Raw genomic sequence first — 21,825 nt, 5'->3', positions numbered from 1 at the left:
GAAATACTGTTTTTTGTACAGCAACTCCTATGAGGAGGGAAAAGGGATTGACTCGAAATAAAGTTGAAATTTGTGGCGTAGATACATCAAAACTTCCTGTATTAAAAAATGAAGAAATGAGATTACTCTTCAAGCAAATGCAAGAGGGCGAAATTACAGCACGAGAAAAACTCGTCAACGGAAATTTACGACTCGTTTTAAGTGTAATACAGCGGTTTAACAACCGAGGCGAGTTTGTTGATGATCTGTTTCAGGTTGGCTGTATTGGGCTTATGAAATCGATTGATAACTTTGATTTAAGTCAAAATGTTAAGTTTTCCACTTATGCCGTACCAATGATTATTGGCGAAATACGCAGGTACTTGCGCGATAACAATCCTATTCGCGTTTCAAGGTCCTTAAGAGATATCGCTTATAAGGCATTACAAGTAAGGGAACGATTAATGAGTGAAACTTCACGTGAACCAACTGCAGAGGAGATTGCAAAGGTATTAGAAGTCCCACACGAAGAAATAGTATTTGCCCTAGATGCAATTCAAGACCCTGTATCTTTGTTTGAACCAATCTATAATGATGGCGGCGACCCTATTTATGTGGTGGATCAACTAAGCGACGAACGAAGTAAAGATATTCATTGGATTGAAGAAATTGCCTTAAAAGAAGGTATGCGTCGCTTAAATGAGCGGGAAAAGTTAATTTTAAGAAAAAGATTCTTCCAAGGTAAAACACAAATGGAAGTTGCAGACGAAATTGGGATTTCACAAGCGCAGGTATCGCGTTTAGAGAAAGCGGCAATTAAACAAATGAATAAAAATATTCAAAGCTAAAGCTGTCCTTTTTGGGCAGCTTTATTTTTTCATACATTTACAGATATATTGACCAATCTCATCATATATTTTCAGTAGGATAAAATGGCGGGAGTGAAAGATATGGTGAAAATTTCTGAATTTCAGATTAAGGATGTAGTGAATGTAGCTGATGGCAAAAAGCTTGGGAATATTGGTGATATCGAAATTAATCTTACCACCGGGAAAATTGAAGCCGTTATCGTAACCGGTAATGGTAAAGTTTTGGGTTTTTTTGGAAGGGAAGAAGATATCGTTATTCCGTGGAAAAACATTATTAAAATAGGGCAAGATGTCATACTGGTACGATTCAAGGCGATTGAAGAGAGACCTGCAGAAGAAATGGAAGTATAGATTGTGGATCTACGGTGACCATTTAAAGTATTCATGGTAAACTAGATAAAAACAAATGAGGTTGAGTATGGAACCCTTTGCATATAATCATCAATCATATTTTTCAATTAAAAATTGGATGGAACAGTATCCGGGGCTTGCAGCTGGAATAACAACAAAAAAAGGCGGCAGCAGTACGGGGGTATATGAGGATTTCAATATGGGTTTTCATGTGGGGGATCAGCTGGATGCTGTTTGTTCTAACCGCAGCCAGTTGGCTGACCTTATTCAATTTCCGTTGAAATTCTGGGTAGGTGCTGAGCAGACCCATGATACCGTAATTAGAAAAATTACCAAGAACGACCGTGGTAAAGGTTCAGATTCTTATGATAGTGCATTTAAAGGGACCGACGGATTTTATACGAATGAAGAGGGAATCTTATTAACTCTTTGTTATGCGGATTGTGTCCCTCTTTTTTTTATTTCTCCTATCCACAGGATGATTGGTGCAGCACATGCGGGCTGGAAAGGAACAGTAAATGGGATTGCGCAAAAGATGATAGAGAAATGGGGGGAAGAAGGAATACCTCCTAATGAAATTTTTGCTGTAATTGGGCCATCTATTTGTGAAAAATGTTATATTGTTAATGATTATGTAATTAACTTTGTAGAAAATACTCTAGAAGATGTCGAAAAAAAACCATATAATACAATAAAAGAAGGTCAATATACATTAGACTTACGAAAACTAAATAAAATGATCCTTCTTAAGGCTGGAATTCCAGAAAAAAATATCAAAGTCACTAAACTATGCTCTAGTTGTGACCAATCAGAATTTTTTTCTCATCGCAGGGATCAAGGTAAAACAGGAAGGATGTTAAGTTATATAGGATGGAAGGAGACCTCCGAATGAAGGTTGCAGAAAATCTCATACATATCAATCAGCAAATAAAGAGTGCATGCCATAAGGTAAATCGGACTCCTGATGAAGTGAAACTGATTGCCGTTACCAAATATGTCAGTATTGATAGAGCGAATGAAGCTTTGGAAGCTGGTATAATAAATCTAGGTGAAAACAGAGATGAAGGGCTTTTAAAAAAGTGGGAAGTATTAGGGGACAAGCCTATTTGGCATTTTATCGGAACCCTTCAAACTCGCAAAGTTAAAAATATAATTGATAAGGTAGAATATATTCACTCTTTAGATCGAATTTCCTTGGCTGAGGAAATTAATAAACGTGCAGTGAAAAAGGTGAAATGCCTCGTCCAAGTTAATGTTTCACAGGAAGAATCAAAGCATGGTTTAGCCCCACAAGATGTACTGAATTTTATCAAAGACCTTCGCGCATATGAGAATATTAGCATTGAAGGTTTAATGACAATGGCCCCGCTGACCGATGATGAAGAACAGCTTCGAACCTGTTTTCGAAAGTTAAAGGAACTTCGTGACCAAATTAAGAATTGTAATTTTGATTATGCCCCTTGTACAGAGCTTTCTATGGGGATGTCAAATGACTTCGAAATAGCGATTGAAGAGGGAGCAACGATGATCAGAATTGGAACTGCACTTGTCGGTGTGGCTGGTGAGGAGGAATAAAAATGACGATTAAATCGAAATTAAAAACATTTTTCTTTTTAGATGATGACTACGATGATAATAATCAGGATGACTTTGATGAAAAGGTTGAACCCATAAAGCCACAAAAACAGTCTATAAAACCTCAAAATGTTGTTAGTTTGCAAAGTGTCCAAAAGGCTTCTAAGGTAATTTTAGTAGAACCGAGAGTATATGCAGAAGCCCAGGATATCACCGATCATTTAAAAAACCGCCGTGCAGTTGTTGTAAATCTTCAGCGTATTGGCCATGAGGAAGGAAGACAAATCGTCGACTTTTTGAGTGGGGCTGTCTATGCACTAGGTGGAGATATTCAAAAAATAGGATCCAGTATCTTTTTATGTACACCAGATAATGTGGAGATTTCCGGAAATATATCTGAATTAGTAAAGGAACAAGAATATCAAGATACAAGGTGGTAAAAAGAAATGGATATTATTTTTAACGTTTTGATCCAATTACTTGGAATATATAAATGGATGCTGATCATCTATATCCTTTTATCTTGGTTTCCAAATATGAAGGACTCTCAGATTGGCGCTATCCTTGGTAAATTATGTGAGCCATTTCTAGAACCCTTTAGAAAAATCATTCCACCTCTTGGCATGATGGATCTTTCTCCCTTAGCAGCTTTCTTTGTTTTATCTTTTGCCCCGAATGGCTTAATAGTTTTACAAAACTTAATTTCTTAATTTAACCTATCCGGTCTGTAAGGAGTTAAACATGAATATTTATCAGCATTTTCGCCCGGAGGAACGGGAATTTATTGATCAAGTATTACATTGGAAAGATTATGTTGATTCCAGTTATACAGCAAAGCTGACCGATTTTCTTGATCCGAGAGAGCAGCATATTTTAAAAGTCTTAATAGGTGAGAATGGAAATATAAAGTACCAGCTTTTTGGCGGGATTTCAGCCAGTGAAAGAAAAAGAGCATTAATCATGCCAGATTACCTGATGCCAGCTGAAGATGAATTTCAAATTAATCTCATTGAAATCGACTATCCTATTAAATTTGTTTCGATCGAACATCCCCAAGTTCTAGGTTCACTCATGTCCCTTGGATTAAAACGAGGGAAATTTGGTGACATATTGATGAAAGATGGACGAGTGCAGTTTTTTACTGCTGCAGAAATCAGTGATTATATTAAGAATAATTTAGAATCGATTGGCAAAGCTTCTATACGATTAAACGAGCTGTCCCTGGATGAAGCCATAACGACTGATGATTTATGGGCAGAGCAGGTCACAACAGTTTCCTCCTTAAGGCTCGATACGATTATTTCAAGTGTTCATAATATCTCTAGACAAAAATCACAGCTCTTTATCCAACAGGGGTTAGTAAAAGTAAACTGGACATCTATAGAAAATGTTTCTTTTGAATGTGCAGAAGGTGATTTATTGTCCGTTAGAGGACATGGCAGAGTGAAAATTTTGTCCATTGAAGGAAGAACAAAAAAAGATAAATGGCGAATCGTCGTAGGAAAGCAAAAATAATTTTATATTTAGCAGGATTTCCGAAAACATTGTCGAATATTAGTTTATACACTATATACATACAGAAGATAGATTCTTGGAGGTGGCATCATGCCGTTAACGCCGTTAGATATTCACAATAAAGAATTTAATAAAGGTTTTCGTGGTTACGATGAAGACGAGGTAAATGAATTTTTAGACCAAGTCATTAAGGATTATGAACTAGTCCTACGTGAAAAGAAAGAAATAGAAGAACGTTTAAATGAAATGAAGGACCGTCTGGGTCATTTTGTTAATATTGAAGAAACGTTAAACAAGTCAATTATAATTGCTCAAGAAGCTGGTGAAGATGTAAAACGAAATGCTCAAAAAGAAGCCAAGCTTATTATAAAGGAAGCAGAAAAGAATGCGGACCGTATTGTCAATGAGTCGCTTTCAAAAGCAAGAAAAATTGCTCTTGAGATCGAGGATTTGAAGAAGCAATCAAAAGTATTCCGTACACGTTTTAAAATGTTGATTGAAGCTCAGTTAGATATGCTTAATACCGACGATTGGGATCATCTATTAGAATATGAAGTGGATGCTACAGAATTAAAAATCCACGAAGAAGAAGATTCCTTAGCTTGACGAACTGGTATTATTTCGCATATAATTTTTTAACAGGTAAATAAAGAATGGTAATGACAGTGAGAGGGACAGTACAATTTTTCAAAAACTTTTGATAGCGAGCCAGGGAGGGTGGAAGCCTGGAAAAAGTGAGAAATTGGAAAATCACCCTTGAGTCCCAGACTGAAACTCATATATATAGAAGAGTAAGTTATGGCGGGTTATTCACGTTACGAATCTTAAAGAGGATAGTACACATTTGTACTATTTATCAGGGTGGTACCGCGGGAATAAAACCTTCTCGTCCCTTTTATGGGATGAGAGGGTTTTTTTATTTGTCTATTGGCAATTCTGTTTATGATGAGTATGTACAGGAGGAATTAGAAAATGGAATACAAAGATACGTTATTAATGCCAAAAACTGAGTTTCCAATGCGTGGCAATCTTCCGCAAAGAGAACCTGAAATTCAGGCCAAGTGGGAAGAAATGAATATTTACAAAAAAGTTCAGGAGCGTACTGCAGGACGTCCAATGTTTGTACTCCATGATGGACCTCCATATGCAAATGGCGATATTCATATGGGTCACGCCCTAAACAAAGTATTAAAAGACATGATTGTTCGCTTTAAATCGATGAGTGGCTTTAATGCGCCATATGTTCCAGGCTGGGATACACATGGTTTGCCAATCGAGCAGGCGTTAACAAATAAGGGAGTAAAGCGTAAAGAGATGACCGTAGCTGAATTCCGTCAACTTTGTACTAAATATGCCCTTGAACAAGTAAGCAATCAACGTGAACAATTTAAACGAATCGGTGTACGTGGTGATTGGGAAAACCCATATATCACACTAAAGCCTGAATATGAGGCACAGCAGATTAAAGTCTTTGGAGAAATGGCGAAGAAGGGCTATATTTATAAAGGTCTTAAGCCAGTATATTGGTCCCCGTCAAGTGAATCCGCTCTTGCTGAAGCTGAAATTGAATATCAAGATAAAAAGTCACCTTCGATTTATGTTGGTTTTAAAGTAAAAGATGGAAAAGGTGTTCTTGATACGGACGTCCAAATTGTCATCTGGACGACTACACCTTGGACGATTCCTGCTAACCTAGGAATTTCAGTTCATCCCGACCTAACCTATGTGGTCGTTGAAACCAATGGAAACAAATATTTAGTGGCGGAGGCTCTTCTAGAAGCAGTAACAAAGGAAATTGGCTGGGAAGATGTGACTGTTGTTCAAAAGGTAAAAGGAAATGAACTGGAGAATATCCTTGCAGCACATCCATTATATGAACGTGACTCCTTAGTAATGCTGGGTGAACATGTCACAACAGATGCTGGAACAGGCTGCGTTCATACAGCTCCAGGACACGGTGAGGATGACTTCTATGTTGGTCAAAAGTATGGACTTGAAGTACTTTGCCCAGTAGATGATAAAGGTGTAATGACAAGTGAAGCAACTGGTTTCGAAGGATTATTCTACGATAATGCAAATAAGCCTATAGCAGAAGCCTTAGAGGAAGCAGGGGCTCTCTTAAAGCTTTCGTTTATTACTCACTCTTACCCGCATGATTGGAGAACTAAAAAGCCTGTAATCTTTAGAGCTACAGCACAATGGTTCGCATCGATAAAAGATTTCCGAGACGATCTGCTTGAAGCAGTTAAAGAAACAAAGTGGGTACCAGCATGGGGTGAAACACGACTATTTAATATGGTCCGTGACCGCGGCGATTGGTGTATCTCTCGCCAACGTGTGTGGGGAGTTCCAATTCCAGTGTTTTATGCCGAAAATGGAGAAGAAATCATTACGGATGAAACAATTGAACATGTTTCAGGTTTGTTCCGGGAATTCGGCTCAAATATTTGGTTTGAGCGCGAAGCAAAAGACCTTCTTCCGGAAGGCTTTACACATCCAGGAAGCCCTAATGGCGTGTTTACAAAAGAAACAGATATCATGGACGTTTGGTTCGATTCAGGTTCATCACATCAAGCTGTGCTATTAGAAAGAGAAGACTTAGTACGTCCTGCAGATTTATATCTAGAAGGTTCGGATCAATACCGCGGTTGGTTTAACTCTTCACTTTCAACTGCTGTTGCGGTAACAGGGAAAGCTCCTTATAAAGGTGTACTTAGCCACGGATTTGCTCTGGACGGTGAAGGCAGGAAAATGAGTAAATCATTAGGAAATGTTGTCGTTCCTGAAAAGGTAATGAAACAATTAGGAGCAGATATTCTAAGGCTTTGGGTCGCTTCTGTTGATTATCAGGCAGATGTTCGTGTATCCGATGCTATTTTGAAACAGGTTGCAGAGGTTTATCGAAAAATCCGTAACACCTTCCGTTTCTTGCTTGGTAACTTGGCAGACTTTAATCCAGCAAGTGATCGCGTTTCATATGAAAACCTTCGTGAAGTGGATCAATTTATGCTCGTAAAATTAAACAAGCTGATCAAATATTCCTTAAATGCTTATGAGAATTACGAGTTTGCGGGAATTTATCATGCGGTTAACAATTTCTGTACCCTTGATTTAAGTGCATTCTATCTTGATTTTGCTAAGGATGTTCTTTATATTGAGTCAGTTAACAACACTGAGCGACGTGCGATTCAAACGGTTCTTTACGATGCTTTAGTTGCATTAACCAAGTTAGTTACGCCAATTCTTCCTCATACTGCAGATGAAGTTTGGAAGTTCATTCCAGCAGTTACAGAGGAAAGCGTACAACTAACGGATATGCCTGTATATCAGGAGCTTGATAATGCAAATGCTTTGGAAGAAAAATGGACCTCTTTTATGAAGCTTCGCGATGATGTATTAAAAGCGCTAGAAGAAGCAAGAAATCAAAAGGTTATTGGTAAATCATTAACAGCAAAGGTTTCTTTATATGTGAATGAGAATACGAAAAACTTGTTAGACTCAATTCTGGAGAATGTACAGCAATTGTTTATCATCTCTGGTTTTGAAGTCGCAGGAAGCTATGATCAAGCACCTGAAAATGCAATTAAATTGGATACAGCTGCTATAGTTGTCACCAAAGCAGAAGGTGAAACATGTGAACGCTGCTGGGTTGTGACCCCTGAAGTTGGTAAAGACTCAGAACATCCGACACTTTGCCCACGATGTGCAGAAGTAGTAAAAGAAAACTATACACACTTAGCATAAGCAAAAAACCCCATTAATTTATGGGGTTTTTTCATTTTTTACCCTTTTTCGTTAATTGTTGTTGTTGATGTCAAATGTTTTCCCGGGTCAGCTAAATTTGTAGGGAGATAATATAAGAAACGACATAACGGAGGTTACAACTATGAATGCAATGCAGGAAGAGCTGTTTTGGGAACTCCGTAAAACACAATTAGAAATAGTAAGATCATTGAGAAATAAGCAGAAAAATGAATGGATCGTCACTGTTTTAGAGGACGAATTAGAGGATATTACAACTGCGATTCAAAAGTTAGAAGAAGGTAATTTTGGACAATGTGAAACGTCAGGGGAACCGATACCCGAATATCTTTTGAAAATTATGCCGACGATTAAGACCTCTAGAGATTCAGAGATTTTGGAGCATTTTTATCGGAAACCAATTAATTCCTCCATTTTCTAACGTTACATTGTTGTTTCTCTGAAGATTATGCTAAAATGCTAAGGAGTAAAGTCAACGTGTGAGATGGGGGTATTCCTTAGTGTTTTATTATTTAATCGCAATTTTTATTATTTTATTGGACCAAGTGACGAAATGGCTAATTGTCACAAAAATGTATCTTGGTGAAAGTATCCCAATTATTCAGGACTTTTTGTATATTACCTCTCACCGAAATCGAGGGGCAGCATGGGGGATATTACAAGGACAGATGTGGTTCTTCTATGTGATTACGGCTATAGTAATCATTGCGATCATTTATTACATTCAAAAAGAAGCAAAAGGTAAGTGGCTGTTAGGTGTGTCTTTAGCATTTATGCTGGGTGGTGCCATCGGTAATTTTATCGACCGCTTGCTTCGGAAAGAAGTTGTTGATTTTATTCATACGTATATTTTCAATTATAACTTCCCAGTTTTTAATATTGCGGATTCGGCTTTAGTCATTGGCGTAGTATTATTATTGATTCAAATGCTGCGTGATGAGCGTGAAACAAAGGAGAAATCATATGGAGAAAATGGTACACACCATTCTTGAACAACAAAAGGGAGACCGAATTGATAAAGTTATTTCAACTTTAGATGAAGAATGGTCAAGAACTCAGGTTCAACAATGGATTAAAGAAGGAAATGTCCTGGTAAATGGACAAAAAATTAAAACGAATTACAAATGTAGTATGAATGATGAAATTGAGATAACGATTCCAGATCCAGAATTACTTGATGTCATTCCGGAAGAGATGGATTTAGATATTTATTTCGAAGATAAAGATGTTTTGGTGGTTAATAAACCAAGCGGGATGGTGGTTCACCCAGCACCCGGGCATTTAACCGGAACACTTGTTAATGGATTAATGGCCCATTGTAAGGATTTATCAGGAATAAATGGTGTATTAAGACCCGGAATCGTTCATCGGATTGATAAGGACACGTCTGGTCTTTTAATGGTGGCTAAAAATGATATGGCCCATGAAAAGCTTGTAAATCAGTTGGTGGAAAAAACAGTCACTCGGAAATATAGAGCAATTGTTCATGGAGTAATTCCGCACGATTTTGGAACGATCGATGCGCCGCTTGGAAGAGATACAAAAGAACGCCAGAGTATGACTGTGGTTGATAATGGTAAGCATGCTGTTACTCATTTCCACGTGATTGAACGGTTTAAGGATTTTACGTTTGTGGAGTGTCAATTGGAGACAGGAAGGACTCACCAAATTCGAGTTCATATGAAATACATTGGCTATCCGCTCGCAGGTGACCCAAAGTATGGTCCAAAGAAAACATTGGATATTAATGGACAAGCATTACATGCGGGCATCCTTGGATTTAACCACCCTAGAACCAACGAATACCTAGAATTCGAAGCGCCGCTGCCAAAGGAATTTGAAGAGTTATTAGAACAATTGCGAAATAATCGTTGACATATTTGTCGAATTAAAGTACGATAACAACAGTTGAATATGCCTTTAAATCAGTCCAGTGAGGCTGAGAAGGAACGGATAATTTGGTTGGGATACCTATGCCCTTACCTAAAACTCTTGTACCTCTCACCTCGAAAGCGTGAGAGGTTTTTTTATTATATCAGGCGGGTGAGATAAGTGAATCAAAAAGCAGTAGTATTAGACGCACAAGCAATTGGAAGAGCATTAACAAGAATTGCCCACCAAATAATTGAAAAGAATAAAGGGATTGAAAATTGTGTGCTTGTTGGAATCCGAACCAGGGGAATATTCATTGCAGAAAGACTTGCTGCAAAAATCGAAGAAATTGAAGGAAAACCGATACCTGTTGGTGAATTGGATATTACCCTTTACCGGGATGATTTAACCAAAAAAACAGATGATCAGGAACCTCTCGTGAAGGGGTCAGATATTCCAGTGGAATTGACAGATAAAAAAGTAATTCTCGTTGACGATGTTTTATATACAGGCAGGACTGTACGAGCGGGACTAGACGCCGTCATGGACCTCGGTCGTCCCTCGTCGATACAACTTGCTGTGCTGGTTGACCGCGGTCACCGCGAGCTGCCGATTCGAGCTGATTATGTTGGAAAAAACATCCCAACTTCGAGCAGTGAAAAGGTAGTCGTTGAATTAGAGGATGTCGATAAGGTTGATCAAGTAAGTATCTTTGAAAAGTAAATAGTAACCCTTTAATTGCAGTCCTGTGAGGCTGACAAAGGGGAGTATGCCTTGCTTCATTTAAGCTAAACTGGCAATTCCATACCCTCTTTGTACACTCATGGACAAAGAGGGTTTTTTTATTAGAAAACACAGACATAATAATAGAAATATTGTGGAGGAGAAGAAAATGAACAACAACCCCATCCTAGACGTAAATCAGAGACCAAATCCTGCCCAATGGCTTACTTTAAGCTTACAACACTTATTCGCTATGTTTGGGGCAACGATTCTTGTTCCATATCTTGTTGGGTTAAGTCCAGCAATTGCATTAATATCAAGTGGTTTAGGCACACTCGCTTTTTTAATGATTACAAAATGGCAGGTGCCAGCGTATCTTGGTTCTTCCTTTGCATTTATTGCTCCAGTCATTGCTGCAAAAGCAACAGCCGGTCCAGGTGGTGCCATGATTGGTTCCTTCATGGCAGGTCTTGTATACGGAATAGTCGCTTTAGTCATTAGTAAGGCAGGACATCGATGGATTATGAATCTGCTTCCACCGATTGTAGTCGGCCCAGTGATCATCGTTATCGGATTAGCACTTGCTGGTACTGCTGTAAATATGGCAATGAATAATCCTGCAGGAGAATACAGCCTGATTCATTTCTCCGCTGCTTTAGTAACCTTAGCAGCAACCATTATTTGTACCATTTACATGCGCGGGATATTGAGCATTATCCCAATCCTTGCAGGTATAGTAGTTGGATACCTTTACTCTTTTGCAATCGGAATTGTTGATTTTAAACCTGTATTGGAAGCTAGTTGGTTTGAAATGCCAGAATTCATTATCCCGTTCGTAACCTACGAAGTAAAAGTAACTTGGGATTTAGCGCTTCTAATGGTACCAGTTGCGATTGTAACACTATCTGAACATATCGGTCACCAGCTTGTACTTAGTAAAGTAGTTGGTCGTGATTACATTAAAGAACCAGGTTTACACCGCTCCATTTTGGGAGATGGAACAGCAACCATCATTTCGGCATTGATTGGCGGACCGCCAAAAACAACCTATGGTGAAAATATTGGTGTCCTTGCAATAACTCGAGTATATAGTGTGTATGTCATTGCAGGTGCGGCCGTTCTCGCTACGATCTTTGGATTTATCGGAAAAATAACTGCATTAATCAGTACAATCCCAACTCCAGTTATGGGCGGTGTTTCCATCCTGCTCTTTGGAATCATCGCTTCATCAGGGTTACGAATGCTCGTTGACAGTAAAGTTGATTTTAGTAACAATCGCAACTTGGTGATTTCATCGGTCATTCTTGTCATTGGAATTGGCGGAGCGTTTATAAAAGTATCAGAATCCTTCCAAATTCAAGGAATGGCATTAGCGGCAATAGCAGGTGTTCTTTTACACTTAATCCTTCCTGGTAAAGAACCAGTAAGTGAAGATATGTTTGAACAAACAGTAGAAAAAGATAAACCAAAAACTGCATAAGAATAATCAACCTTTTAAAAGTTAGTCCAGAGAGGCTATAAGGGTGTAATACTGAGTGATTGTAATGTGCCAGCACATTCATGAACTAGGTAAGATTTATTGCACCCTGATCTTTTATGGTCAGGGTCTTTTTTTACAAAAAAAAGAGATGGGGGAATAGCATGTTAAATCACTTGCTAACCACAAACGAGCTTAAAGTTGAAGAGATCTATCAAATTTTAACAGAGGCGCAGCGCTTCGCTGATGGAGCGCAGTGGAGTCCAGAAGCACAAATGTTTTCTGCTAACTTATTTTTCGAGGCAAGTACAAGAACAAAATCGAGTTTTGAAGTGGCTGAGAGAAGATTAGGGCTAAAGGTCATTCCATTTGAAGTCCAAACTTCCAGCGTTCAAAAAGGAGAAACACTCTACGATACCGTAAAAACATTGGAATCAATTGGCGTTAACACGGTTGTTATTCGCCATGGGCAAGATCGTTACTTTGATGAACTCGTTGGAAAAATTAATATCCCGATCATTAATGGAGGAGATGGCTGTGGTCATCATCCTACCCAGTCTCTTTTAGACCTTTTAACCATCTATCAGGAGTTTGGCACTTTTACAGGCTTGAAAATAGCCATTATTGGTGACATCAGGCACAGCAGAGTTGCACGTTCAAATGCAGATACCCTGACAAGATTAGGTGCGGATGTTATTTTCTCAGGACCAAATGAATGGTTTGACCATCATAGTCTAAGTGCGGCACGATTTAGACCCATTGATGAGGCAATTGTGGAGGCTGATGTGGTTATGCTCCTGCGCGTTCAGCATGAACGGCACCAAAAGAAGGGGAGCTACACAGCTGCGGATTACCATAGACAATTTGGGCTTACATTAGAAAGAGAGAAGATGATGAAGCCCCACAGTATCATTATGCACCCAGCACCAGTAAATCGAAATGTTGAGATATCTGATAGCTTAGTAGAATGCAAACGTTCAAGAATCTTCAAGCAAATGGAAAATGGTGTATTTGTAAGAATGGCTGTATTAAAGAGGTCACTAGAAAGTTTAAAAGGAGTGTATGGAAATGAAACTACTTATTCAGAACGCCAGCTACATAGCATTTAACGGCGAAAAGACAAAGGCCGATATTTTAATAGAAGATGGAAAAATTGTAAAGATTGCTAAAGAAATAGAAGCAGAAACAGATCGAAAAATTAATGCGGACGGATTGCTGGTTTCTCCAGGATTTATCGATTTACATGTCCATCTTCGTGAGCCAGGGGGCGAGAAGAAAGAAACCATTGCAACTGGTACACGTGCAGCAGCTAGAGGTGGTTATACAACACTAGCAGCAATGCCGAATACAAGACCTGTTCCAGATTCAGTCGAACAAATGGAATGGGTACAAAACAGAATACAAGAAACAGCAAGTGTCCGAGTTTTACCTTATGCTTCGATCACGGTTAGACAGCTTGGAAGGGATTTAACAGATTTTGAGGGGTTGAAAAATGCTGGAGCATTTGCATTTACCGATGATGGTGTCGGTGTACAATCTGCAGATATGATGTTAAAAGCAATGAAGAAGGCAGCTGCAGCGAACATGGCTATTGTGGCACATTGTGAAGAAGACACATTAATAAATAAAGGCTGTGTCCATGAGGGTTCCTTTTCCAGAAGGAATGGATTAAATGGAATTCCCTCAGTTTGTGAATCTGTTCAAATTGCAAGGGATGTCCTGCTTGCAGAAGCAGCAGGGTGCCATTATCACGTTTGCCATGTCAGCACAAAAGAATCCGTTCGTGTGATAAGAGATGCTAAAAGAGCTGGGATTAAAGTGACTGCAGAAGTCACGCCACACCATTTATTATTAACTCAAGATGATATCCCAGATAATCTTGACCCTAATTTTAAAATGAATCCACCGCTACGCGATCAAGCTGACCGAGAGGCGTTACTTGAAGGATTATTGGACGGCACAATCGATTTTATAGCAACTGATCATGCACCACATACAAATGAAGAAAAAAATGAAGGAATAGAGCTTGCTCCTTTTGGGATTGTCGGGTTAGAAACTGCTTTTCCCCTTCTATATACACATTTTGTCTTAAAGAACATCATGAGTCTTGAACAGTTAATTGGTTTTATGACAACAAAACCAGCAGAGGCATTTTCTCTACCTTTTGGAACCCTTAAAGTAGGAGCACCTGCAGACATTGTATTAGTAAATCTTGAGGAAGAAAGAGTAATTAATCCACAAGAATTTCTATCTAAAGGGAAAAACACACCATTTACTGGCTGGAATTGTAAGGGTTGGCCGGAAATGACGATTTGTAACGGGCAAGTAGTTTGGGAAAAAGGACGTGTAACAGTATGAAAGCACAGCTAATTTTAGAAGATGGAACGATTTTTATCGGCGATGGTTTTGGAAGTCATATGGATACAATCGGAGAAGTCGTCTTTAATACAGGAATGACAGGCTATCAAGAAATACTTTCAGACCCATCTTATTGTGGGCAAATTGTTATGCTGACGTACCCACTAATTGGAAACTATGGAATCAACCGAGACGATTTTGAAACCATTAACCCTGCAGTGAAAGGTTTTATTGTGAAGGAAGCTGCAGAATTCCCTTCCAATTGGAGAAGTGAATTTACGATGGATGAGTATTTTAAAATGAAAAATATCCCTGGAATTGCGGGGATTGATACACGTAAATTAACAAGAATTATTCGTCAATATGGAACATTAAAAGGGGCTATCTGCTCGATTGAAAGTGATCCAAGTGAAGTAATTAGTAAACTAAGACAGACGAAGCTGCCGATTGACCAAGTGAGAAGAGTCTCTACAAAGAATTCTTATCCAAGCCCAGGCAGAGGAAAAAGAATTGTGCTTGTTGACTTCGGGATGAAACACGGTATTTTAAGAGAATTAAATAAACGTAATTGTGATGTGGTCGTGGTTCCATACCATACAACAGCGGATGAAATCCTGCAATTACGACCAGACGGAATTATGCTTTCCAACGGACCTGGGGATCCAAAGGATGTCCCAGAAGCAATTCATATGATTAAGCAGTTATTAGGCTTAGTACCGATATTTGGTATATGCCTTGGACATCAATTATTTGCATTAGCATGTGGTGCTAATACAGTCAAAATGAAATTCGGTCACAGAGGTTCTAACCATCCTGTTAAAGATTTAACAACAGGGAAAATCGCGATTACAGCACAAAACCATGGATTTACGGTTGAAGAAAAGTCATTACAAGATACTAGACTGGCAGTTACCCATATCGCCCTAAATGATGGAACAGTCGAAGGTTTAAAGCATTTAGATTATCCTGCTTTTACTGTTCAATACCACCCAGAAGCGTCACCAGGACCTGAAGACGCCAACCATTTATTCGATCAGTTTCTTGCGATGATTGAAGATCAAAAACAGGAGGTTTCCACAACATGCCAAAACGTACTGATATAAACTCCATTTTAGTGATTGGTTCAGGACCAATTGTCATCGGCCAGGCAGCAGAATTTGATTATGCAGGCACCCAGGCTTGTATTGCTCTTAAAGAAGAAGGTTATCGTGTTATACTTGTAAACTCTAATCCTGCGACAATTATGACAGATACAGAGATTGCGGACGCTGTATATATCGAACCATTAACGGAGGAATTTGTAAGCAGAATTATTCGCAAAGAACGTCCAGACGCCCTTTTGGCTACTCTTGGCGGTCAAACTGGTCTGAATCTAGCTGTTGAGTTATCAAAATCAGGAGTCTTAGAAGAGTGTGAAGTGGAGATTTTAGGAACAAAGTTATCAGCCATTAAACAAGCTGAGGACCGTGATTTATTCCGCAGTCTAATGAATGAACTTGGTGAACCTGTGCCAGATAGTGAAATCATCCATGAATTAGCGGAAGCACATGCATTTGTTGAAAAAATCGGATTTCCTGTCATTGTTCGCCCTGCTTATACACTTGGCGGAACAGGCGGCGGAATCTGCCATAATGCAGAAGAGTTGGATGAAATCGTTACGAGCGGTTTAAAGCATAGCCCTGTAACCCAATGTTTACTTGAGAAAAGCATTGCCGGTTATAAAGAAATCGAATACGAAGTAATGCGTGACGGAAATGACAATGCCATTGTTGTATGTAATATGGAAAACATTGATCCTGTGGGCGTTCATACAGGAGACTCGATTGTCGTAGCTCCAAGCCAAACATTAAGTGACAGAGAATATCAGCTATTAAGAAATGTTTCTCTGAAAATCATTCGTGCACTAGGAATAGAAGGCGGCTGTAATGTTCAGTTGGCACTAGACCCATATAGCTTTAACTACTTTATTATCGAAGTAAATCCAAGGGTAAGCCGGTCTTCGGCACTTGCTTCAAAAGCAACTGGTTATCCGATTGCTAAACTTGCTGCAAAAATTGCAGTAGGTTTAACGCTAGATGAAATGCTTAATCCTGTAACAGGAAAAACATATGCAAGCTTTGAACCTGCTCTTGACTATATCGTTACAAAAATTCCGAGATGGCCATTTGATAAGTTTGAATCAGGAAACCGTTCACTTGGAACGCAAATGAAAGCTACTGGAGAAGTAATGGCAATTGGAAGAACCTTTGAAGAATCTTTATTAAAAGCAATCCGCTCATTAGAAGCTGGTGTCTACCATTTTGAATTAAATGGAGCAGAAGAAATCAATGATGAATTATTAGAAAAACGAATTTGCAAAGCCGGAGATGAGAGACTCTTTTACATCGCTGAAGCACTGAAGCGAGGGATCACGGTAGAAACCATCCATCAATGGAGCCAGATAGACTTATTTTTCTTAAATAAGTTCCAGGGAATTATCGATTTAGAAACAAAACTTGCTTCGAATCAAATGGATATAGATATCCTTAAGGAAGCGAAGCAAAAAGGCTTCTCTGATAAAACGATCGCCCAGCTTTGGAATCAAAAGGAACAGGATATATACAGTCTACGTAAAGATTTAGGTATGATTCCAGTATATAAAATGGTAGATACATGTGCAGCTGAATTTGAGTCAGAAACACCTTACTACTATGGAACATACGAGGAAGAAAATGAATCGATTGTAACAGACAGACAAAGTGTCATTGTACTTGGTTCTGGTCCAATCCGTATCGGCCAGGGGATTGAGTTTGATTACGCAACGGTTCATTCTGTTAAAGCAATAAAAGAAGCTGGTTATGAAGCGATAATTATTAATAATAATCCAGAAACAGTTTCGACTGATTTCAGTATCTCCGATAAGCTTTACTTTGAACCACTAACGATTGAGGATGTAATGAGTATTATTGATTTAGAAAACCCTCTAGGTGTAGTCGTACAATTTGGCGGGCAAACAGCGATTAATCTTGCTGCAAAATTAGAGGAAAATGGGGTAAAAATTCTCGGAACAAGCCTAGAGGATTTGGATCGTGCAGAGAACAGGGATAAATTTGAACAAGCCCTTGTACAACTCGATATTCCAATGCCTCTAGGAAAAACTGCATTATCTGTTTCAGAGGCAGTTGAAATTGCCAATGAAATCGGCTACCCAGTCCTTGTGCGCCCATCGTATGTACTCGGAGGCAGAGCAATGGAGATTGTCTATCGTGAAGAAGAACTGCTTCATTATATGGAAAATGCGGTTAAAATCAATCCTGAACATCCAGTTTTAATTGACCGCTACTTAACTGGAAAAGAAATAGAAGTAGACGCGATCTGTGATGGTGAAAATGTGTTGATACCAGGAATTATGGAGCATATTGAACGTGCTGGGGTCCATTCCGGGGATTCGATTGCCGTTTACCCGCCACAGACACTTTCAGAAAGAATCAAACAAACACTCGTTGAATACACAGAAAAAATGGCGAAAGGTCTAAACATTGTTGGACTGTTGAATATTCAGTATGTCATTTCAAAGGATCAAGTATATGTCCTTGAAGTCAATCCGCGTTCAAGCCGTACGGTTCCATTCTTAAGCAAAATTACGAATGTTCCAATGGCTAAAATTGCGACAAAAGCAATCTTAGGAGTTTCCATTGTGGAGCAAGGCTATACACCTGGGATCGTTCCTGAAAAGAATGGAGTGTATGTAAAAGTTCCAGTTTTCTCCTTTGCAAAATTAAGAAGTGTTGATATCACGCTTGGACCGGAAATGAAATCAACCGGTGAAGTAATGGGAAAAGATAGTACCCTTGAAAAAGCACTATATAAAGGCTTAGTTGCCTCAGGTATGAACATTCAAAAGTTTGGTACGGTATTGTTTACAGTTGCGGATAAAGATAAACAAGAATCATTAAAGCTTGCTAAGAGATTTGCTGCAAACGGCTACAGCTTAATGGCGACAGGTGGTACAGCTGCAGTTCTTCAGTCTGCTGGTCTGCCCGTTAAGGTCATTGGGAAAATTGGCTCAGAAGGCAAAACGCTGCTAGATGTTATTCATAATGGCGAGGCCCAGTTCATTGTCAACACACTTACAAAAGGTAAGCAGCCTGAACGCGATGGCTTTAGAATTCGTCGTGAAGCAGTTGAAAATGGAGTTCCATGCTTAACTTCATTAGATACAGCAGACGCCATTCTTAAAGTAATCGAATCCATGAATTTTTCGGCAGAAGCCATGGCAGTAGAGGAAAAGGAGGTTGTTTTTGCTTGATAAAAAAGGAATTATGCAAAATCATCTCCCAAAAAGAAATTGCACAAGATATTTTTCAACTAAATGTTGAAGCAGATTTCGTGAATGAGATTAACGCACCTGGACAGTTCGTGCATATTCGGGTTGCAAAAGCACTAGATCCGCTGTTGAGAAGACCGATTAGTATCTCTTCTGTTGATAAGCGTAACTCTCAATTTACGATGATTTATCGCAAAGAAGGAAAAGGGACTACACTACTTGCTGAGAAAGGCCCGGGAATGCTGCTAGATATTCTCGGTCCCTTAGGCAATGGTTTTCCTGTCAATGAGGTCAAAGCAGGGGAAACTGCTTTACTTGTTGGCGGCGGGATTGGCGTTCCACCGTTATATGAACTTTCAAAGCAGCTGACCGCAAAAGGAGTAAAGGTGATCCATGTCCTTGGTTTCCAGACAGAATCTGCTGTATTTTATGAAAAAGAGTTTTTAGAATATGGGGACACTTATATTACAACAGTGGACGGTTCTTACGGGAAAAAAGGTTTTGTTACCGATGTTATTAAAGAGCTAGATTTTGATTGTTTATATACTTGCGGCCCAACACCAATGCTAAAAGCAATTGAAAAACAGTATTCTCATAAGAAAGTGTTTCTATCGTTAGAAGAAAGAATGGGCTGCGGGGTAGGAGCATGCTTTGCGTGTGTATGCAAAACAAGCAATGAGCTTGATGATGTATCCTATAAAAAAGTTTGCAGTGATGGCCCAGTTTTCCGTGCCGGGGAGGTATTAATATGAGCAGACTGAATATACAGTTACCTGGCTTAAACTTAAAGAACCCAATCATGCCTGCTTCAGGATGCTTTGGATTTGGAAGAGAATATAGCCAATTCTATGACTTAAGTAAACTGGGTGCGATTATGATTAAAGCCACGACAGTGGAACCTCGGTTCGGCAATCCAACACCGAGAGTTGCCGAAACATCCTCAGGAATGCTTAACGCAATCGGACTGCAAAATCCGGGTTTGGAAAAAGTATTAAGCAATGAACTTCCATGGTTATCGCAGTATGATGTCCCGATTATTGCCAACGTTGCAGGATCATTGGAAGAAGACTACATTGAGGTGGCAGACCAAATCTCGAAAGCTTCCAATGTTCATTCCTTAGAATTGAATATTTCCTGCCCGAATGTAAAAACAGGAGGAATCGCTTTTGGAACGATTCCGGAGGTTGCAAAGCAGTTAACCAGGAAAGTAAAAGAAGTTTCCGAAGTTCCGGTCTATGTCAAACTGTCACCGAACGTAACCAATATTGTCGAAATGGCCAAAGCAGTGGAAGATGGTGGAGCGGATGGTTTAACGATGATCAACACGCTTGTAGGAATGAGGCTGGATCTTAAAACAGGTAAACCGATATTAGCCAATCGTACAGGCGGTCTATCCGGACCGGCGATTAAACCGGTCGCACTACGGATGATTTATGAAGTTAGTCAGGCAGTAAATATCCCGATTATTGGGATGGGCGGTATTGAGTCTGCTGAAGATGTAATTGAATTCTTCTATGCCGGTGCAAGTGCCGTTGCCGTTGGTACAGCAAATTTTGTGGACCCGTTCGTGTGTCCAACCATTATTGATGAATTACCATCGTTATTGGAGCAATTAGGCTATGAACACATCAGTGAATGCAGGGGAAGGAGCTGGCAGGAGCATGGACAACTCGCTTATCATCGCGCTTGATTTTGCGAATCGTAATGAGGTAGAGCAATTTTTACAGCCATTTAATGGGAAGCAGCTGTTTGTAAAGGTTGGAATGGAGCTGTTTTATCAGGAAGGTCCTGAAATTGTTCATTATTTAAAAGGTAATGGTCATCGTATTTTTCTAGATTTAAAGCTTCATGACATTCCCAATACTGTAAAAAGTGCAATGAAGGGTCTTGCAAGGCTGGAATGCGACCTTGTCAACGTACACGCTGCAGGCGGTAAAGAAATGATGCGTGCTGCTTTAGAGGGATTAGATGAAGGGACCGCAGCTGGAAGAATGCGTCCAGCATGTATTGCAGTTACCCAGCTCACAAGTACATCCGAAGTCCAAATGAATAAAGAACAGCTCATTTCTGTTCCACTCGAAACATCCGTTCTTCATTATGCTTCTCTTGCAAAAGCAGCTGGTTTAGATGGAGTCGTTTGCTCAGCATGGGAGGCAAAACCGATTCGTGAAACATTGGGTGACAGTTTTTATACAGTTACTCCAGGTATACGAATGGAAGAAGATAATATGGGAGACCAGAAACGAATCGCCACTCCTGAATTTGCAAGGGATGCTGGTGTGTCGTCGATCGTGGTAGGTCGTTCCATCACAAGATCAACTGATCCAGTAAACAGCTACGAAAAATGGTTAGATGCATGGAGGAGAGTTCAACTATGAAAAAAGTAATAGCAGAAAAATTATTAACGATAAATGCGGTAGCTTTGAAACCTAACGAGCCATTTACATGGACTTCAGGATTACGCTCGCCAATCTATTGTGACAACCGCCTGACTCTTTCTTATCCGGAAGTAAGAAAAGCTATCGCACAAGGTCTGCAGGCTATAATTCTTGAGAAATACCCAGCTGCAGAAGTTATTGCTGGTACTGCAACTGCGGGGATTCCACACGCAGCTTGGGTTAGTGATTTATTAAACTTACCAATGTGTTACGTTCGTTCGAAAGCAAAAGGTCATGGCAAAGGTAACCAGATAGAGGGCAAAGTAGAAAAAGGCCAGAAGGTTGTTGTGGTGGAAGATTTAATTTCCACAGGAGGCAGTGTCATTACAGCTGTTCAGGCACTTAGAGAAGCTGGATGTGAAGTGCTTGGAGTAGTTTCCATTTTTACATATGGACTGGAAAAGGGGAAGGAAGCATTCGAACAAGAAGATATTCAAAGTGAATCGCTTACGGATTTTGCAAATCTAGTTGAGGTTGCCATTGAAAAGGGCTACATCAGCAAAAATGATCAAGAAAGCTTACTGTCATGGAGCGTGGCACCAGCTGAATGGAGTAAGAGATTTGAATAAAACAATAGCCCCGGGTATCCGGGGCATATTT

Annotated in this window: 22 protein-coding genes and 1 other annotated feature; all 22 genes read left to right on the top strand. The window is 39.5% G+C overall.

Annotated elements, in window-relative coordinates:
* The first annotated feature begins 47 nt into the window (after window positions 1–47).
* Window positions 48–827, top strand: coding sequence for an RNA polymerase sporulation sigma factor SigG (gene sigG / locus QFZ31_RS13035; protein ID WP_307303391.1), 780 nt, complete (start codon window positions 48–50; stop codon window positions 825–827).
* 102 nt (window positions 828–929) lie between these two features.
* On the top strand, window positions 930–1,199 hold the full coding sequence (locus QFZ31_RS13030; RefSeq protein WP_179597304.1) for a YlmC/YmxH family sporulation protein: 270 nt from the start codon (window positions 930–932) through the stop codon (window positions 1,197–1,199).
* 67 nt (window positions 1,200–1,266) lie between these two features.
* Window positions 1,267–2,091, top strand: a complete 825-nt coding sequence (pgeF, locus tag QFZ31_RS13025; RefSeq protein WP_307303389.1) for a peptidoglycan editing factor PgeF — start codon at window positions 1,267–1,269, stop codon at window positions 2,089–2,091.
* Window positions 2,088–2,774 (top strand): YggS family pyridoxal phosphate-dependent enzyme, encoded by a 687-nt coding sequence (locus QFZ31_RS13020; protein ID WP_307303387.1) that lies wholly within the window; start codon window positions 2,088–2,090, stop codon window positions 2,772–2,774. The genes pgeF and QFZ31_RS13020 overlap by 4 nt, the downstream gene beginning before the upstream one ends.
* 2 nt (window positions 2,775–2,776) lie before the next feature.
* Entirely contained in the window at window positions 2,777–3,214 is a 438-nt protein-coding gene (locus QFZ31_RS13015) for a cell division protein SepF (RefSeq protein WP_306072655.1), read from the top strand.
* Window positions 3,215–3,220: 6 nt separating this feature from the next.
* Entirely contained in the window at window positions 3,221–3,484 is a 264-nt protein-coding gene (locus QFZ31_RS13010) for a YggT family protein (RefSeq protein WP_307303384.1), read from the top strand.
* 31 nt (window positions 3,485–3,515) lie between these two features.
* The gene (locus QFZ31_RS13005; RefSeq protein ID WP_307303382.1) at window positions 3,516–4,289 is read left to right on the top strand and encodes an RNA-binding protein; all 774 of its coding nucleotides are present in this window, start codon (window positions 3,516–3,518) and stop codon (window positions 4,287–4,289) included.
* A 90-nt stretch (window positions 4,290–4,379) separates the two neighbouring features.
* Complete coding sequence (locus QFZ31_RS13000) at window positions 4,380–4,895, top strand: DivIVA domain-containing protein (protein WP_179597292.1); 516 nt, start codon at window positions 4,380–4,382, stop codon at window positions 4,893–4,895.
* 50 nt (window positions 4,896–4,945) lie between these two features.
* Window positions 4,946–5,186, top strand: a binding site (T-box leader).
* 75 nt (window positions 5,187–5,261) lie between these two features.
* Window positions 5,262–8,033: an isoleucine--tRNA ligase gene (gene ileS / locus QFZ31_RS12995; protein ID WP_307303379.1), complete on the top strand. Its 2,772-nt coding sequence runs from the start codon at window positions 5,262–5,264 to the stop codon at window positions 8,031–8,033.
* 142 nt (window positions 8,034–8,175) lie between these two features.
* A complete protein-coding gene (locus QFZ31_RS12990) occupies window positions 8,176–8,472 on the top strand; it encodes a hypothetical protein (RefSeq protein WP_307303377.1) in 297 nt (98 codons plus the stop codon).
* Window positions 8,473–8,551: 79 nt separating this feature from the next.
* Entirely contained in the window at window positions 8,552–9,043 is a 492-nt protein-coding gene (gene lspA / locus QFZ31_RS12985) for a signal peptidase II (protein WP_307303375.1), read from the top strand.
* Window positions 9,015–9,926: an RluA family pseudouridine synthase gene (locus tag QFZ31_RS12980; RefSeq protein WP_307303374.1), complete on the top strand. Its 912-nt coding sequence runs from the start codon at window positions 9,015–9,017 to the stop codon at window positions 9,924–9,926. Before lspA ends, QFZ31_RS12980 begins: the two co-directional genes overlap by 29 nt.
* 177 nt (window positions 9,927–10,103) lie before the next feature.
* The gene (gene pyrR, locus QFZ31_RS12975; protein ID WP_306072668.1) at window positions 10,104–10,646 is read left to right on the top strand and encodes a bifunctional pyr operon transcriptional regulator/uracil phosphoribosyltransferase PyrR; all 543 of its coding nucleotides are present in this window, start codon (window positions 10,104–10,106) and stop codon (window positions 10,644–10,646) included.
* 169 nt (window positions 10,647–10,815) lie between these two features.
* Entirely contained in the window at window positions 10,816–12,126 is a 1,311-nt protein-coding gene (locus tag QFZ31_RS12970; RefSeq protein WP_307303372.1) for a solute carrier family 23 protein, read from the top strand.
* A gap of 161 nt (window positions 12,127–12,287) precedes the next feature.
* On the top strand, window positions 12,288–13,232 hold the full coding sequence (locus QFZ31_RS12965; protein WP_307303370.1) for an aspartate carbamoyltransferase catalytic subunit: 945 nt from the start codon (window positions 12,288–12,290) through the stop codon (window positions 13,230–13,232).
* On the top strand, window positions 13,192–14,481 hold the full coding sequence (locus QFZ31_RS12960; RefSeq protein WP_307303369.1) for a dihydroorotase: 1,290 nt from the start codon (window positions 13,192–13,194) through the stop codon (window positions 14,479–14,481). The genes QFZ31_RS12965 and QFZ31_RS12960 overlap by 41 nt, the downstream gene beginning before the upstream one ends.
* On the top strand, window positions 14,478–15,584 hold the full coding sequence (locus tag QFZ31_RS12955) for a carbamoyl phosphate synthase small subunit (RefSeq protein WP_307303367.1): 1,107 nt from the start codon (window positions 14,478–14,480) through the stop codon (window positions 15,582–15,584). The genes QFZ31_RS12960 and QFZ31_RS12955 overlap by 4 nt, the downstream gene beginning before the upstream one ends.
* The gene (gene carB, locus QFZ31_RS12950) at window positions 15,563–18,769 is read left to right on the top strand and encodes a carbamoyl-phosphate synthase large subunit (RefSeq protein WP_307303366.1); all 3,207 of its coding nucleotides are present in this window, start codon (window positions 15,563–15,565) and stop codon (window positions 18,767–18,769) included. The genes QFZ31_RS12955 and carB overlap by 22 nt, the downstream gene beginning before the upstream one ends.
* Complete coding sequence (locus QFZ31_RS12945) at window positions 18,766–19,539, top strand: dihydroorotate dehydrogenase electron transfer subunit (protein ID WP_307303364.1); 774 nt, start codon at window positions 18,766–18,768, stop codon at window positions 19,537–19,539. Before carB ends, QFZ31_RS12945 begins: the two co-directional genes overlap by 4 nt.
* The gene (locus QFZ31_RS12940; protein ID WP_307303362.1) at window positions 19,536–20,477 is read left to right on the top strand and encodes a dihydroorotate dehydrogenase; all 942 of its coding nucleotides are present in this window, start codon (window positions 19,536–19,538) and stop codon (window positions 20,475–20,477) included. Before QFZ31_RS12945 ends, QFZ31_RS12940 begins: the two co-directional genes overlap by 4 nt.
* Window positions 20,449–21,165, top strand: a complete 717-nt coding sequence (gene pyrF, locus QFZ31_RS12935) for an orotidine-5'-phosphate decarboxylase (RefSeq protein ID WP_307303360.1) — start codon at window positions 20,449–20,451, stop codon at window positions 21,163–21,165. Before QFZ31_RS12940 ends, pyrF begins: the two co-directional genes overlap by 29 nt.
* Window positions 21,162–21,794: an orotate phosphoribosyltransferase gene (gene pyrE / locus QFZ31_RS12930; RefSeq protein WP_307303358.1), complete on the top strand. Its 633-nt coding sequence runs from the start codon at window positions 21,162–21,164 to the stop codon at window positions 21,792–21,794. The genes pyrF and pyrE overlap by 4 nt, the downstream gene beginning before the upstream one ends.
* Window positions 21,795–21,825 lie beyond the last annotated feature (31 nt).

Source organism: Neobacillus niacini, from assembly GCF_030817595.1.
GTDB lineage: Bacteria > Bacillota > Bacilli > Bacillales > Cytobacillaceae > Neobacillus > Neobacillus niacini_G.
This window is presented reverse-complemented; position numbering and strand designations above follow the sequence as displayed.

What these genes read in the sequence shown, in the direction of transcription:
- QFZ31_RS12990 (WP_307303377.1), top strand. Translation starts at nt 8,176, where the DNA reads ATGAATGCAATGCAGGAAGAGCTGTTTTGGGAACTCCGTAAAACACAA.
- pyrF (WP_307303360.1), top strand. Translation starts at nt 20,449, where the DNA reads ATGGACAACTCGCTTATCATCGCGCTTGATTTTGCGAATCGTAATGAG.
- QFZ31_RS12980 (WP_307303374.1), top strand. Translation starts at nt 9,015, where the DNA reads ATGGAGAAAATGGTACACACCATTCTTGAACAACAAAAGGGAGACCGA.
- QFZ31_RS13020 (WP_307303387.1), top strand. Translation starts at nt 2,088, where the DNA reads ATGAAGGTTGCAGAAAATCTCATACATATCAATCAGCAAATAAAGAGT.
- QFZ31_RS12970 (WP_307303372.1), top strand. Translation starts at nt 10,816, where the DNA reads ATGAACAACAACCCCATCCTAGACGTAAATCAGAGACCAAATCCTGCC.
- QFZ31_RS13030 (WP_179597304.1), top strand. Translation starts at nt 930, where the DNA reads ATGGTGAAAATTTCTGAATTTCAGATTAAGGATGTAGTGAATGTAGCT.
- carB (WP_307303366.1), top strand. Translation starts at nt 15,563, where the DNA reads ATGCCAAAACGTACTGATATAAACTCCATTTTAGTGATTGGTTCAGGA.
- QFZ31_RS13000 (WP_179597292.1), top strand. Translation starts at nt 4,380, where the DNA reads ATGCCGTTAACGCCGTTAGATATTCACAATAAAGAATTTAATAAAGGT.
- QFZ31_RS12955 (WP_307303367.1), top strand. Translation starts at nt 14,478, where the DNA reads ATGAAAGCACAGCTAATTTTAGAAGATGGAACGATTTTTATCGGCGAT.
- QFZ31_RS13010 (WP_307303384.1), top strand. Translation starts at nt 3,221, where the DNA reads ATGGATATTATTTTTAACGTTTTGATCCAATTACTTGGAATATATAAA.
- ileS (WP_307303379.1), top strand. Translation starts at nt 5,262, where the DNA reads ATGGAATACAAAGATACGTTATTAATGCCAAAAACTGAGTTTCCAATG.
- QFZ31_RS12940 (WP_307303362.1), top strand. Translation starts at nt 19,536, where the DNA reads ATGAGCAGACTGAATATACAGTTACCTGGCTTAAACTTAAAGAACCCA.
- QFZ31_RS13005 (WP_307303382.1), top strand. Translation starts at nt 3,516, where the DNA reads ATGAATATTTATCAGCATTTTCGCCCGGAGGAACGGGAATTTATTGAT.
- pgeF (WP_307303389.1), top strand. Translation starts at nt 1,267, where the DNA reads ATGGAACCCTTTGCATATAATCATCAATCATATTTTTCAATTAAAAAT.
- QFZ31_RS12965 (WP_307303370.1), top strand. Translation starts at nt 12,288, where the DNA reads ATGTTAAATCACTTGCTAACCACAAACGAGCTTAAAGTTGAAGAGATC.
- pyrE (WP_307303358.1), top strand. Translation starts at nt 21,162, where the DNA reads ATGAAAAAAGTAATAGCAGAAAAATTATTAACGATAAATGCGGTAGCT.
- QFZ31_RS13015 (WP_306072655.1), top strand. Translation starts at nt 2,777, where the DNA reads ATGACGATTAAATCGAAATTAAAAACATTTTTCTTTTTAGATGATGAC.
- QFZ31_RS12960 (WP_307303369.1), top strand. Translation starts at nt 13,192, where the DNA reads ATGAAACTACTTATTCAGAACGCCAGCTACATAGCATTTAACGGCGAA.